At 44.4% G+C, this 14,352-nt stretch carries 11 protein-coding genes; 7 read left to right on the forward strand and 4 right to left on the reverse strand.

From position 1 onward, the window contains the following. Positions 1–262: 262 nt before the first annotated feature. Together WC615_RS18670 and WC615_RS18675 are read right to left on the reverse strand one after the other, a co-directional pair. The gene (locus tag WC615_RS18670) at positions 263–2,338 is read right to left on the reverse strand and encodes a TonB-dependent receptor (RefSeq protein ID WP_372979581.1); all 2,076 of its coding nucleotides are present in this window, start codon (positions 2,336–2,338) and stop codon (positions 263–265) included. A gap of 77 nt (positions 2,339–2,415) precedes the next feature. Then, a complete protein-coding gene (locus WC615_RS18675) occupies positions 2,416–3,729 on the reverse strand; it encodes a sorbosone dehydrogenase family protein (RefSeq protein ID WP_372979582.1) in 1,314 nt (437 codons plus the stop codon). 147 nt (positions 3,730–3,876) lie between these two features. Here WC615_RS18675 and WC615_RS18680 point away from each other — a divergent pair, with 147 nt between their 5' ends. Both WC615_RS18680 and WC615_RS18685 read left to right on the forward strand, forming a co-directional pair. Continuing rightward, entirely contained in the window at positions 3,877–5,829 is a 1,953-nt protein-coding gene (locus WC615_RS18680; RefSeq protein WP_372979583.1) for a gliding motility-associated C-terminal domain-containing protein, read from the forward strand. A 108-nt stretch (positions 5,830–5,937) separates the two neighbouring features. After that, the gene (locus tag WC615_RS18685) at positions 5,938–7,893 is read left to right on the forward strand and encodes a gliding motility-associated C-terminal domain-containing protein (protein ID WP_372979584.1); all 1,956 of its coding nucleotides are present in this window, start codon (positions 5,938–5,940) and stop codon (positions 7,891–7,893) included. Between the two features lies 1 nt (position 7,894). Here the strand turns inward: WC615_RS18685 and WC615_RS18690 are convergent, their stop codons facing one another. After that, the gene (locus tag WC615_RS18690; RefSeq protein WP_372979585.1) at positions 7,895–8,416 is read right to left on the reverse strand and encodes an NADPH-dependent FMN reductase; all 522 of its coding nucleotides are present in this window, start codon (positions 8,414–8,416) and stop codon (positions 7,895–7,897) included. Positions 8,417–8,696: 280 nt separating this feature from the next. On the opposite strand from WC615_RS18690, the gene WC615_RS18695 reads away from it, so the two are divergent. From WC615_RS18695 to lepB, 5 genes are read left to right on the forward strand one after another with little or no spacing between them, the layout of a single operon-like run. Next, positions 8,697–9,500, forward strand: a complete 804-nt coding sequence (locus WC615_RS18695; RefSeq protein WP_372979586.1) for a ParA family protein — start codon at positions 8,697–8,699, stop codon at positions 9,498–9,500. Between the two features lie 7 nt (positions 9,501–9,507). Continuing rightward, on the forward strand, positions 9,508–10,431 hold the full coding sequence (locus tag WC615_RS18700; RefSeq protein WP_372979587.1) for a ParB/RepB/Spo0J family partition protein: 924 nt from the start codon (positions 9,508–9,510) through the stop codon (positions 10,429–10,431). 8 nt (positions 10,432–10,439) lie between these two features. Further along, complete coding sequence (locus WC615_RS18705; RefSeq protein WP_372979588.1) at positions 10,440–11,159, forward strand: DUF5683 domain-containing protein; 720 nt, start codon at positions 10,440–10,442, stop codon at positions 11,157–11,159. 35 nt (positions 11,160–11,194) lie between these two features. Further along, entirely contained in the window at positions 11,195–11,944 is a 750-nt protein-coding gene (gene dapB / locus WC615_RS18710; RefSeq protein ID WP_372979589.1) for a 4-hydroxy-tetrahydrodipicolinate reductase, read from the forward strand. Positions 11,945–11,974: 30 nt separating this feature from the next. Further along, the gene (gene lepB, locus WC615_RS18715) at positions 11,975–13,111 is read left to right on the forward strand and encodes a signal peptidase I (protein WP_372979590.1); all 1,137 of its coding nucleotides are present in this window, start codon (positions 11,975–11,977) and stop codon (positions 13,109–13,111) included. Positions 13,112–13,298: 187 nt separating this feature from the next. Here the strand turns inward: lepB and WC615_RS18720 are convergent, their stop codons facing one another. Continuing rightward, the gene (locus WC615_RS18720; protein WP_372979591.1) at positions 13,299–14,261 is read right to left on the reverse strand and encodes a Gfo/Idh/MocA family protein; all 963 of its coding nucleotides are present in this window, start codon (positions 14,259–14,261) and stop codon (positions 13,299–13,301) included. Positions 14,262–14,352: the final 91 nt, after the last annotated feature.

Genomic DNA, 14,352 nt, shown 5'->3' on the forward strand with positions numbered 1-14,352 from the left:
AAACTATTAAAACAAGCCTTTGCAATAGCTAAACAACAAACAAAATATCAGGAAAATTATTCAAATATTATTTGCTTTTAAACACAGTTCATTTCGAACGAGGTACGAGGAGAAATCTTATACGCTAAGCATGACCGCATGTAGCTCGTAGAAGATTTCTCGTTGCGCCCCCGCGCTACCCCGCCCACTGCTCGCTCGAAATGAACAGGTGGGACATACGGCGTAAAATTTGGTGAGGACACCAAATTAGAGAGAAGGGGGATTACATATTCACATTCACCCCAAAAAAGTAATTGCGCAGTGGTGCGGGGTTAAAGTAACGGGTGCCAACCGCATTCAAATCATTACCCAGGCTGTATTTTTGGTTAAGCAGGTTATCTGCCCCGGCGTAAAGCTCAAAACGGGTTTTACGGCTGATGGCGTGCTGCCAGGAAGCCTTAGCCTGCAGCAGGTGATACTTAGCCGCATAAATGTTATTGGCATCATTAAGCGGGATGCTTGAGGTGTAATTATGCTGTACAAATAATGATAGCGATGCGGGCAGGTTAAACAATACGGATGATACCACAACCTCGCCCGGTACACCTGTTAAGCGATTGCCCGAATAATTTGCGCCCGACACATTATAATCTTTGAATTTAAAACGGCTTAAGGTTACCCCGGTGCTTAATTGAATTCCACGGATAAAATTTATAGCGTTAGGCCTAACAACCCATCCCGATGCGGCAAGTTCAAGTCCCGGTTGATTGGTGCCTCCGGCATTAATGTAATATTCTTTCTCGTTGGCATCTAACTGGCGCACAATGGCATTTTTTAGCTTGTAGTAAAATATCGAGGCATCCAGCATAAATAGCTGCTCCTCATCCCGCAAGCGGAAACCTGTTTCATAGTTCCAGCCCAGCTGTGCCTGCAGGCCGGTGTTGATGATGTTGTTGGTTGGCCTAACCTCGGCTGTTGTTGGCGTAGAATACCCGCGACTAACAGACGCCCGCCAGATAAAATCGTTAGTGAGTTGGTAGGATAGCGCCAGCCTTGGCATCACCACGGCATCAAAACTGCGGTTGGTAAAATCAGCCTCGTTCAATGGGGCCAGGTTACGGAATTTGTAACCGTAGTAATTTAGGCTCGCTGCTGCCTCTACATGCAGGCGCTTAAAAATATCCGCCGCGTAACGAGCAAAGAAAAAGTGCTGCCCGGTGTTTACCTTATCTATTTTTTGAATGTTGCCTTTTTCGCCGGCGTTGTTGTCATAATTGCTTATTTGCGAATTGGTTTGCTGCCACTCCATACCCAGGTTTAGTTTCCAGTCGAAGTTTTCCTTCGGGATGGCGGCCAGTTCAAAATACGTGCGCATGCCGTAGGTATTTTCATCGCGCTGCTCGTAATTGGTAATAAATGGATTGGCAAAATCTACATGGCTGCCAAAAACGGCCAGTACGTTGCGGATACGGTCGGTAAGCTGCGCGTCGTTTACCAGGCCACCCAAAAGCATTTTGGTGTTAATGCGGATCTTTTGATCGATAGCTCCCGGTAAAGTGGGCGTTGGCAGCCGTGCGCTACGCGGATCTGCCTGCATTTGTGCAAGGGTTAAGCCTCCGGGTGTTTGATAATCAAGGTCAGAGTACATCACCAGCGCACGGAGTTCGCTGTTCTGCCCATATTGATAAGCATCACCCGCCTGTAAATAGTTACGGTGCATGCGGCTGTTTTGGCGGTAACCATTATACGTTTGGTACGATTGATTAAAATTAAAGCGGTTTTTAGCCCCGGTGTTTTGCAAGGAAACCTTCTCATGAAACAAACCGTACGAGCCGCCGTTTACCCCTGCCGAAAGGTAATTGCTATCGGTGCGGTTAACAGGGCTTAACAAAACTACGCCGCCCGAATTGGCCCCAAACAGACTGCCATCCGGGCCTTTTAGGATTTCTATATGGCGGATGTTACTGATATCGACAGCGTTTAGATACGTATTACCCCCCGCATCTGTAAGCGGGATCTCATCAAAATAAATTTTTACATCCCTCACCCCAAATGGTGAGCGCAGCAAACTGCCCCTGATAGATAAACGGTAACTGCCCGGCGAACGCTCTTCTGCCCGTACACCCGGTATCGTATTTAGAGCACTCACAAACGAATTGTCGGGTTGTTGCTTTAGTTGTGCAGCTCCCAACACACTTACTGAAGCGGGTACACTTAACACAGGCTGTTCTGAGAGGTATGCTTTGATGGTAACAGGCTTTAGCTGCCTCACCGTATCTGTTTTAGCAGGTTTGTTTTGGGAAAAAACGTTACCCGCCAGTATGAGAAACGTGAATAGTGTGAGGCAGTGTTTATTCATAATATAAAACGAAACTAATAAAAATAGCCCGTTACCTGGTAGCGGGCTATGCTTGTTATTAAATAATTACATTCCGTTTATTTTGCGCTTACACGCCATATCCGGTTACTGGTATCATCAGCTACCAGCAACGAACCATCCTGGGCAACTGCTACGCCAACCGGGCGGCCGTAAACCTCTTTCTTTTGGGCATTGGCAATAAAGCCGGTTAAAAAATCTTCCATTTGCGGTGCGGGTTTGTTGTTGATGAATGGCACAAACCCAACTTTGTAACCGGATAAAACCGACCTGTTCCATGACCCATGCTGGCCTATAAACGCCCCGTTTATATACTTTGCAGGGAATTTTTTGCCGGTGTAAAATGCCAAACCTAACGATGCGGTATGAGGACCTAAAGACAGATCAGGAGTGATAGTTTTCCTGACCATATCGGGGCGTTTCACCTCCAGGCGCGGGTCTTCGTGCTGGCCAAAGTATGCCCAGGGCCAGCCATAAAAGCCGCCCGGTTTTACACTGGTCAGGTAATCGGGCACCAGGTCGTCGCCTAAATTATCGCGCTCGTTAACAGCGGCATATAATACCCCAGTCCCCGGCTGAAAATCTATACCTGCAGGGTTACGTAAACCGCTTGCATAAATTTTTTCGCCGCTGCCATCGGGGTTTATCTCCAATACATCGGCCCGGCGTTTTTCAACCTCCATGCCATGCTCGGCAACATTGGTGCCCGAGCCTACCGCTATATATATTTTGGTTCCCGCGGTATTAGCGCGTAAGTTGCGTGTCCAGTGGTTATTGTACCCTCCGGCAGGTAATGATAATATCATTTTGCCGGGAGTTGTTATTTGGGTTTGCCCGGTTTTATAATCGTATTTCCAAAGTCCGTCGGTATTGGCTACGTAGAATGAGTTACCCAGTATCAGCATACCATAGGGCTGGTTTAAATTGCTTAAAAATATACCGCGCATATCCGGCACGCCATCGCCATTGGTATCGCGCAGTATGGTAATGCGGTTAGCGCTTTTGCCCAGGTTTTGTGATGCGGCTACACCGATAATTTTAGCACCTATCTTTTTAACGCCTTTCACCTCGGTATTAGCTTCAGATACCAGGATGTCGCCGTTGGGGGCTATGTAAATGTTGCGCGGGTTTTTAAGCGTATCTGCAAACAGGTTAACTGTAAAACCGGGGGGCGCTATGGGCATTTTACCGGCCGGCCAGCCAATAACTTTGCAATAATTGCTTACCGCCCTGGTTTGGTATGGGGCGGGGAGTTTAACTTCTTGTTTTACCGAGGTATTAACATCATCCGCCTTAGAGGCATCCACTTTTTTTTGTTTGCAGCTTGCCGCCATTAAAGTAATGCCCGCTATATATGCTATATAAATTTTCATTTTATGTTTTAGTTAAATAATTAACCTGTAATGATATGTTTTGTTTGTGAATGAAAATGGGTTGAAAAATCCTTATTGCAAAGAATATAAAGCAATTATGTGCTAAAAAAATATATTTTTGATATAAGTCTGTATACCAGCGCGTAAATGCTAACCAAAAAACTAAAATTACTTTTACCGGCATTCATAATATTGCTTTCTGCAAGGGGGATGGCCCAAAGCAGCCTGGGCGACCCAGTGCTGTATGAAGACTTTGGTTTTGGCACAAATTATACCCCGATTGGCCCACCGTTAGAGAGTAAATACACCACCATGAATGCCGGAGGTAACGGTGGCCGCTGCCCAAATCCGGGTGCCTATTTAATTTTAAACAGTTCTGCCAATTGTTACGGTGATACTTTTAAAACCATAAACTTTGACCATAGCGGTACAAGCCCTTTTGGCTATTTGATGATGGTGAACGGTGATGATAAACCTGTAGTTTACTATACCAATACGATAGATGCAGGAGTGTTTTGCGCCGGTGCAAAATATCAGTTTGCCGCTTACCTAAACAATATTAATACCGGGATGCCACGCCCGGACGGGTATGTTGATGCTGATGTGAGGTTTACCGTTAAAACATCTAAAGGCGCAATTTTGGCTGATTATGTTACCGGCCCGCTTGACCCCAATGAGAGCTTTGCGCAATATCATGTAGATTTTGTAGCACCGAATGATGGTTCGAATGTAATAATTACGCTAAGCAATAATGCGCTAACAGGTACCGTAGGTAATGATTTTGCTATGGATGATATTACAGTTAAAGCTTATGGCCCGGTAATAGATGCCGGCATTGGCTCAACAACTGGCCCTACCACAATTCCTCAGTGCTTGGATGACGGGCCTAAAAAGTATATTTTAAAGTCATTCCCTCATAATTATACCACACCCCAATACCAATGGCAATCAAACTTTAATAAAAAGGGTTGGGTTAATATGCCGGGTAAAACAGGCGCAAACCTTCCTTTAGATAACGAATTTTTAAACCCCGTTGTGGGTAAATATCAATATCGTGTCGGTGTTTTAAGCGCGCCGGGGGTATCATTAAATTGCCAGACATTTTCACTGCCAATAACCATTGATGTTGTTAAAAACCCGAGTTTTAAATTACCCGAAATAACATCTGTTTGTAAAGGCGAAATATTATCTATACATGCAGACGGGGGAACGGAGTTCCATTGGACCTATCCGGATGGGCGCACCTCTGATGCTCATTTCTTAGACGTAAGTACCAGTGCATCAAAAAGCGATGAAGGGGTATATAAGGTTGTTATTTCGCAGGATGGCTGTTCATATCTCACGCAAACACAGGTTGTGGTGGGCGAACCATTAGTTATAGAAGTGGATGACGCCGCGCCTGTAATATGCGAGGGGCAGGCGGTTCAATTAGGTGTAAGCGGGGGGACTATATATAAATGGACACCATCTACGGGGTTAGACCATGATGATATACCAAACCCAGTGGCAAATCCAAAGGTTAATACCGAATATAATGTTTTAATAAGTAACGGGAGCTGCACCAAGCAACGAACGGTTACCGTAACTGTTTTAAAACTGCCTGTTGCCAATGCCGGGCCCGACAGAACTATGAAAGAGGAGGAGCCCATAACGCTGCATGGTACAGCCGTTGGTACCAACGTTAATTATTTTTGGACACCAACCGATTACATGGACAATCCAACATCACTTACACCCAAAATTAATCCGCCTGATAATATAACTTATACCCTGCACGTAGAATCGCCCGACAATTGCGGAATAGTAAACGATGAGATGGAGGTAAGGGTATTTAAAAAACTTACAGTGCCATCAACTTTTACCCCTAATGGCGACGGCATAAATGATACCTGGCGCATTGATAAACTAATAACTTACCCCGAAAGTGTATTAACCATTTACACGCGCGATGGGCACGAAGTATTCAGGACCATAGGCGATGCCCGGCAGTGGACCGGCATTTACCAGGGCAGGGCTTTACCTGCAGGCGTTTATTATTACGTTATCGATCTTAAAAACGACTTGCCAAAACGGGCCGGCTGGGTAATGTTATTAAGATAGCCACACCCGATAAAGTTTTTTAGTTAGTTAGGCGCTAATTGTACAAAACACACCAATAGCCCGCAAAAAAGTATATTTTTGAAAATCGCTGCCTGTTCAGCAAACCCAATGCAATTTAAACCGAGGCTTCTTTTATTCATACTGTTATTATTTGCCGGCACCGGTGCCGGCGCTCAGGTGTGTACAGGTACCTTAGGCGACCCGGTATTTACGTTTGATTTTGGCTCGGGCAATACACCACAATTTCCTGTAACGGGTTACCAATATGTGGCAGGCTCATGCCCTAACGATGGCCAGTACTCTATCTCAAAAACAGAAACAGGATGCCATGACGATACCTGGCATAAAGTATTAAAAGACCATACCGGGAATGACGGTTATATGATGGTTGTAAATGCGGATGCTACACCCGATAAGGAATTTTTTAGCAAGCAAACAACTCTTGAAGGGGGCGGCGGCGCATTATGCCCAAATACAACCTATGAGTTTTCGGCTTATATTCTGAATTTGATCAAGGCCGGTCAGTCGGGTTTTACACAGCCTAAAATTACTTTTAGAATAGAGAAATCGAACGGCGAACTCATCAGACAATCCCCCATAATAGATATCCCAACTACCAGTAATCCAGATGGCTGGCAGAAATATGGTGTATTCTTTACAACAACCGATGAAACTGTGGTAGTTGTAAAAATTCTTAATAATGCGCCGGGCGGTGCTAATTTTCCTGGAAATGACCTTTTGCTGGATGATATTGCTTTTAGGGCTTGCGGCCCTGATGTGCACGTCGGTTTTTCGGGCGATGTATCAGTTACCGAAAAAAGTGTTTGTGTGGGTAGCCCGGCTACATATCATTTAACTACACCACAAATAACCGCATATGATCATCCCAGTTATCAATGGCAGGTAAATGACGGTACCGGATGGAGCGACATCCCCGGGGCAACAAATTCGTTTTATGATGTTGCTCTTCCTGCAAATACTCCGATCGGTGCATATCAATACAAAATTGGCCTGGCCGAGGGGGATAATATAGCATTCTTAAAGTGCCGGGCTTATTCCAATCCGGTTACCATTAATATCACTTCCTATCCCGACCCGCCTGCACCTACATCCTCACCAATATGCGAAGGCGAACCGCTTACCTTAACGGCATCCGGAGGGGCTACCTATAAATGGAACGGGCCAGGGATATCCGAGACATCTCAGAATCCTCTTATCATACCTCATGTAAGCATGGCTAATCAAGGCCAATACCATGTAGAGGTAATATCCGCTGCTGGTTGCTCAACCTTCCGCAATGTGGATGTTACCATTAACCCCAAACCCATTGTTACTGTAGACCAGGTGCTACCTGTTTGCAGGGGCGACGGTACCCAATTAACAGCATCTGTAGATGATGCCAGCTTATATACTTATAGCTGGTTCCCGTCTGCGGGCTTGTCAGATGCAAACGTTTATAACCCATTTGCCAGCCCTGATAATTCAACACTGTATACTGTTACGGTAACTAATAAAATTACTAACTGCTTTAATACGGCACAGGTACAGGTTAATGTGCTCGATGTGCCGGTTGCCCATGCGGGTAACGATAAAAAGATCTTCGAGGGGCAATCCATCAAACTTGATGGCAGCGCAGAAGGAAATGTAACTTATACATGGTCGCCGCCCGATTACCTGGACGATCCGCATTCCCCAACCCCCACTGCTACTCCGCCACATAATATGCCTTACTTGCTTACAGTAACATCTGCCAATGGCTGCGGTACCAATACGGATGAGGTGTTTGTAAGGGTTTTCCAAAAAATAGTTATCCCCAGCACATTTACGCCCAATAACGATGGGGTGAACGACCTATGGAATATCGAGGCTTTAGAGACCTATCCGGAGAGCACCATATCTGTTTATACGCGTAACGGTAAACAGGTGTTTCAAAGCCGGGGTTATGGTAAACCATGGGATGGCAAACTTAACGGAACGCAGCTTCCGGCAGATACCTATTACTACGTCATCGACCTGAAAAATGGTACCCCGAACCTCTCGGGCTGGGTGCTGCTGGTAAGGTAAATTAAAATTTGATGAACTTATCCATCTGCTCGTTAGTGTAGCGCAGCGTGTCTTCGGCAGTAAGGTTGCCGTTGCCGTCCATCTCTTTACGGATAGATGCGATATGGATCTTGAGCGGCATAACATGCAGGTTAAGGTAATGGCAAACACCGGTAAAATGATCGATGCCCCGGATGTTACCATACTTGCCCGATGAGAGGCCAACCAGCGCGGCTTTCTTATCGTAAAAACTTTCGGGGAAGCTGCACGCATCAACAAAAACCTTTAAAACGCCCGGGTAACTGCCGTTATACTCGGGTATTACAAACAAAAATTTATCAGTAGCGGTAATAATGTCCTGTATTTGGGCAAAGGCTTCGCTGCGTTTGCCGTACAGGTCGGTTTCAATTAAGTTAGGGGGTAGTTGGGCCAATGATAGCAGGTTGGTTTCCATACCCTTTGCGGCAAGCTGCTTTTGATAATATTGTGCAAGCTGCAGGGTTGAACTTCCGGGGCGGTTGGTAGATGCTATGATGGTGACCATTTTTATTTAGTAATGAGTGAGTTGGTGAATTAGTGATTGAAAAGTAAGTTGTGCTAATCTTAACTGGCTGGTTTTAAGCCAAAAAAATCACTAATTCACTAAATCATTAACTCACTAATTGCCTTCCACAAATGTTTGTAAGTTGGCAAAACTGTTAATTTCTCAATTGTTTAAATCCGTATCTTTAGCGGCGGATAAATAAACAGTACAAACATAGAAATTTCTAACCCTGTTTTACGTTTCAAATAAACCGCAGATATAAATTTTTTGGAGATACAGAATGAGTAAAATTATTGCTTTAGCCAATCAAAAAGGTGGCGTTGGGAAAACTACATCATCAATAAACCTTGCCGCGAGTTTAGCAGTGCTGGAATACAGGACTTTACTGGTAGATGCCGACCCGCAGGCTAACTCAACATCGGGTATTGGGTTTGACCCGCGTAATATTAAGAATAGTATTTACGAGTGTATCATCAATGATATTAACCCGCATGATGCCATCCAAAAGACCGACACACCAAACCTTGACCTGCTGCCCGCGCATATAGACCTGGTTGGTGCCGAAATTGAAATGATAAACCTTACAAACCGCGAGTATAAAATGAAAGCGGTTTTAGAGGGAATTCGTGATGAGTACGATTTTATCATCATAGATTGCTCGCCATCGTTGGGTTTAATTACCATTAACGCTTTAACCGCCGCCGATTCGGTGATCATCCCGGTACAATGCGAGTATTTTGCGTTAGAGGGTTTGGGCAAATTATTAAACACTATTAAAATTGTACAATCGCGCCTGAATACGCAGCTGCAGATTGAAGGCATATTGCTTACCATGTATGATGTGCGTTTAAGGCTTTCAAACCAGGTGGTTGATGAGGTGCGCACGCATTTTGAAGACATGGTTTTTGATACCATTATACAGCGTAATACCCGTTTAAGCGAGGCGCCAAGCTTTGGTATATCGGTAATTATGCACGATGCAAACTGTAAGGGTGCAGTAAACTATCTAAACCTTGCCCGCGAGATCATCCGCAAGAACGGTTTGGTGAGTAACGAAGAACTGGCTACAACAGTAACAGCTTAATTAAATTATGAGTGCAGAAAAAAGAAACGCACTGGGGAAAGGGCTAAGCGCATTGCTTAACGATTCGCCAAGCGTACTTCCATATAAAAATACTAACACCAGTGATAAGGTAAACGCAAGCTCGGTTTCTGAGCTTGATAGCCTTGGCTCAGTTAACGAGATAAAATTAAGCGAGATAGAGGTTAACCCTTTTCAGCCCCGTACCGAGTTTGATGAGCAGGCCCTTGCCGATCTATCAGCCTCTATAAAGTTGCAAGGGTTAATACAGCCCATCACCGTACGTAAGGTTAGCGCGCATGCTTACCAGTTAATATCCGGCGAGCGCAGGTTGCGTGCATCAAAAATGGCGGGCCTTACACAGATCCCCGCATACGTACGTACCGCCAACGACCAGCAGATGCTGGAGATGGCGTTGATTGAAAACATCCAGCGCGAAAACCTTAATGCTATTGAGGTTGCCCTGAGTTTTCAGCGGATGATAGATGAGTGCAGCCTTAAGCAGGAAGAACTGGGCGATCGCGTGAGCAAAAACCGGTCTACCGTTACCAACTACCTGCGATTGTTGAAGCTACCTCCAACCATTCAGGCATCGTTGCGTGATGGCGCCATTTCTATGGGCCATGCAAAGGCTTTGTTAGCGGTTGAAGACCCAACCATTCAGCTTTACATCCATCAGCAGATCATTAAGAACGAACTGTCGGTACGTAAGGTAGAAGAGATGGTGCGGGATATTCAGAAAGCGCCTCAAAAGAAAGAAGGAAAACAACCCGAAACACTATCATACCAGCTGCAAAAGGTTGAGGATGATCTGGCATCAAGGTTTAGCACAAAGGTTAAGCTTAAAGTTAATAGCCAGGGCAATGGAAGCATAGAAATTCCGTTCTTATCCGAAGACGATCTGGGCCGTATACTTGAAATGCTGGATTGGTAGATCTATATATGCTTAAACGATTTTTAACTACTGTACTTTTTTTAAGTTTCGCCTTTTTTGCAATGGGCCAAACGCCCGATACCGTAGCGGCAAAAGCTAAAACCGATACGGTTGCAAAAAAAATTGATACGGTTAGGCGATCATCATTTGCACCTAAAATAAAAAAAGAGAAGGAGTATCATCCCGATAGTACGCATAGCCCTAAACTTGCCGTAAAACGTTCGTTATTTATACCGGGTTGGGGCCAGTATTATAACAAGGAGTTATGGTATTTAAAAGTACCTGCAATTTATATAGGCCTGGGCTTTTTAGGCAACGCTATTATAGTTAACCAAAAGCAATACAAGATTTTTACTGCACTTGCTAAAATAACCAGGACAGGTGGGATACCAGAAAAAAGCAACCCACTTTATTCATCGTATCTGAAATATAAAAAAGAGTATGACTTATATGTTGTTCAATACAACATCTCAAATACCGATCTTGAAAGCGCGGCAAATGGGTATCAGCGTAATTTTCAAATAAGCATACTGGGTGTAATAGCTGTTTGGGGTGTGCAGGCTGTTGAGGCATACATTACAGCTAAGTTTATTAATGCCTACACGGTAGATAATAACCTGTCATTTAAAGTTAGCCCAACCTTAATGGGGGGGCAACAGCAGCCTATGTATGCTTCAAATTTTAACAATGCGTTTATTCCGGGGATAAAAATTACCTTTACGCTTTAAAATAAATACAAGGCATTAGCTAATAAATTTTACGGATGAAAATTGCATTGTTAGGCTACGGGAAAATGGGCAAAATAATCGAAAAGATTGCCCATGATCGTAAGCACGAAATTGTATTAAAAATAGATTACAGCAACCTTGACGAACTGACTGAGGAAAACCTTCAGAAAGCCGACGTGGCCATCGAGTTCAGCACCCCATCAACCGTTTTAGGAAATATTGAAAAATGCTTTAAGGCAGGCGTGCCTGTTGTTGTTGGTACCACCGGATGGCACCACGAAATTGCGCAGATAAAAGAACAGTGCGAATACCACGGGGGATCGATGATACATGCCACCAACTTTAGCGTTGGGGTTAATATATTTTTCCATGTAAATAAAATACTGGCCCGGTTAATGAATAACTACCCGTACTATGATGTACAGGTAGAAGAGATCCATCACACACAAAAGCTCGATTCGCCAAGCGGTACTGCCATTACTATTGCAGAAGGGATCATTGATAACCTTGACAGTAAGAAAGAATGGAAGAATGTGTTAGTAAGCGATGACAAGCCCGACGATGAAATTGTTGCCACTAACGAAGTGCTTATCGAATCGTTACGGATAGAGAATGTACCGGGCACCCACACCGTAATTTACGATTCTGAAATAGATACCATTGAGTTTAAGCACACCGCACACAACCGTAACGGGTTTGCATTAGGGGCCGTACTGGCTGCCGAATGGGTAAAAGATAAAAAAGGCTTCTATTCGGTTGAAGATATGTTTGATTTTAATAAATAGTAATTAATTTACTGCCCCAATAATTAAGTAATGAACTGGAAATTCTGGAATAAAAATAAATCTAAGGATAAAGCAAAGAAAAAAAAGAGCGCAGCCCGCGAATGGACTGATGCTATTATTTTTGCTGTAATTGCAGCTACCCTTATCCGTACGCTTTTCATAGAGGCCTATACCATACCAACCCCATCAATGGAACGCTCGCTTTTAGTAGGCGATTTTTTGTTTGTGAGCAAGGTTAACTATGGTGCCCGAACACCTATGACGCCGATTGCCTTCCCTTTTGCGCATCATACTATGCCTATATTAGGAACAAAAGCTTATTGGGATGGTATTAAATTGCCCTACTACCGTTTACCGGGTTTAAGCGAAGTTAAAAAAGGGGATGTGGTTGTGTTTAACTACCCTATGGAGGCCGATTCGCCGTATTTTAGGCCGGTTGATAAACGCGAGAATTATATAAAACGCTGCCAGGGTGCCCCCGGCGATACCATAAGCCTGTTAAACGCACAGGTATATGTAAATGGCAAAGCCGCACCAAACCCTCCGGGCGAACAAACTGACTATACGGTTACCACTAACGGAACGGACATAAATCCGCAGATCTACTCAGATCTTAATGTGTCTTTATATGATAATGTTGGCGCTCCTACCATGACTAAGGAGAGTGCTTTAAAATTGAAAGCTTATTCAAACATAAAAGCTATTACACCAAATTATAAACCTGCCGGTATTGCCGATCCGATGAACCCGGTGTTCCCGGCAGCATATCCAAAATACAAGCTTTACGCTACTAATAAAGATTTTGACTGGAACGTTGATAACTACGGACCTATCATCATCCCTAAAAAAGGCTGGACAGTAAAGCTTGATAGTTTAACCATGCCTGTTTATGGCCGTGCAATTGAAGTGTACGAGGGTAATAAGCTGCAGATTAAAGATGGCAAGGTATTTATCAATGATAAAGAGGCTGCTACCTATACCTTTAAAATGAATTACTACTGGATGATGGGTGATAACCGCCACGATAGCGCCGATTCGCGATACTGGGGTTTTGTACCCGAAGACCATATAGTAGGTAAAGCCCTGTTTGTATGGATGAGCTGGGATGATAACGCATCGTTCTTCAGCAAAATTCGCTGGAGCAGGTTGTTTATGGGGATACATTAATCTTCTTCCTGTTTAGAAATTTGAAAGCCCCGTTTGCAAGAACGGGGCTTTTTTTATAACTAACCGTCATTGCGAGGTACGAAGCAATCTCCCGATAGGCAATGGCCAAGCAAGGCGTTTATGCATAGTCTTGAGATTGCTTCGTACCTCGCAATGACGCGCGGGCGAAGGGCCGGGGAGGTTCTACCTATTCCCCAATATACTTTAACCCAACAATCGCCCTTGCGTCATCAATCATTTTGATCATCTGCCGAGACATCTCATGGCTGATAACAGGGCTTTCAATATGGCCGGTTTTAAGCAATTCCACAAAATGGGCTATTTCGTAATTTAAACCTCCGGCTGTAAATGGTTCATCAATTTCTACGGTGCGGCCATCAAGGTAGCTGATGGTAGCTTTTGCCGGGTTCCACCAGTTTTTGTGGATGGTAACATGGCCAATGGTGCCGCAAATTAAAGCATCGCCCTTGCCATGCAGATCAAACCCGCCATATAGCTGGGCATACCCATTTTGGTGCCTGGTTTGAAAAATGCTAAACATATCTACCTCCATCCCGCTGAAGCGGCCCATGGCCTGCACCTCTTCGGTATTGCCCAGCCAGTCTATCGCCAAAAAGGCTTCGTAAATACCTATCTGCATTAAAGCGCCGCCCGCCAGTGCATGGCTAAAATTTGGATGGTCGCGGCTGATATCTGCAACAGAAGAGCCCGCCCGTACGTAACCCACCGGGCCTATCGGGTCTATGGCTAAATACTCCTTCAATTTTTTATAAAGCGGGTAAAAGGGCGGTTTCATCCCCTCCATAAACAAAATATTTTTTGCTTTGGCTACGGCTAAAACTTCATCCAGTTGCGGTAAGTTTAGGGTAGCCGGTTTTTCGCACAATACGGCCTTGCCTGCGTTAAAGGCTTTTATAGTGTACACGGCATGGGTATCGGGCAGGGTGGCTATGTAAACGGCATCTATATCGCTTGCAAGCAACTCATCTGCGCTGCTGCAGGCTTTGCCTCCATATTGGTTAACAAAGGCCTCTACGGCCTCTATTCTGCGCGAATAAGCAGCCGCCAGCACATTATCAGGCAGTGCGTTTAATCCCTGCATAAAACGATGCGCGATACGCCCGCAGCCAATGATGCCCCATTTTGTCATAATATAAAGTCTTAAGTCCAGAGCCTTTAGTCAGAAGTTAAAAATGCGATTTAGTTTCCAATAAAAAAGCCTTAAGCTGATATTTCAACTT

The sequence above is a fragment of the Mucilaginibacter sp. genome (assembly GCF_041663085.1).
Lineage (GTDB): Bacteria > Bacteroidota > Bacteroidia > Sphingobacteriales > Sphingobacteriaceae > Mucilaginibacter.

Coding starts and splice junctions, on each gene's coding strand:
- WC615_RS18700 (WP_372979587.1), top strand. CDS start 9,508: ATGAGTGCAGAAAAAAGAAACGCACTGGGGAAAGGGCTAAGCGCATTG.
- lepB (WP_372979590.1), top strand. CDS start 11,975: ATGAACTGGAAATTCTGGAATAAAAATAAATCTAAGGATAAAGCAAAG.
- WC615_RS18675 (WP_372979582.1), bottom strand. CDS start 3,729: ATGAAAATTTATATAGCATATATAGCGGGCATTACTTTAATGGCGGCA.
- WC615_RS18685 (WP_372979584.1), top strand. CDS start 5,938: ATGCAATTTAAACCGAGGCTTCTTTTATTCATACTGTTATTATTTGCC.
- WC615_RS18695 (WP_372979586.1), top strand. CDS start 8,697: ATGAGTAAAATTATTGCTTTAGCCAATCAAAAAGGTGGCGTTGGGAAA.
- WC615_RS18705 (WP_372979588.1), top strand. CDS start 10,440: ATGCTTAAACGATTTTTAACTACTGTACTTTTTTTAAGTTTCGCCTTT.
- WC615_RS18720 (WP_372979591.1), bottom strand. CDS start 14,261: ATGACAAAATGGGGCATCATTGGCTGCGGGCGTATCGCGCATCGTTTT.
- WC615_RS18690 (WP_372979585.1), bottom strand. CDS start 8,416: ATGGTCACCATCATAGCATCTACCAACCGCCCCGGAAGTTCAACCCTG.
- WC615_RS18680 (WP_372979583.1), top strand. CDS start 3,877: ATGCTAACCAAAAAACTAAAATTACTTTTACCGGCATTCATAATATTG.
- dapB (WP_372979589.1), top strand. CDS start 11,195: ATGAAAATTGCATTGTTAGGCTACGGGAAAATGGGCAAAATAATCGAA.
- WC615_RS18670 (WP_372979581.1), bottom strand. CDS start 2,338: ATGAATAAACACTGCCTCACACTATTCACGTTTCTCATACTGGCGGGT.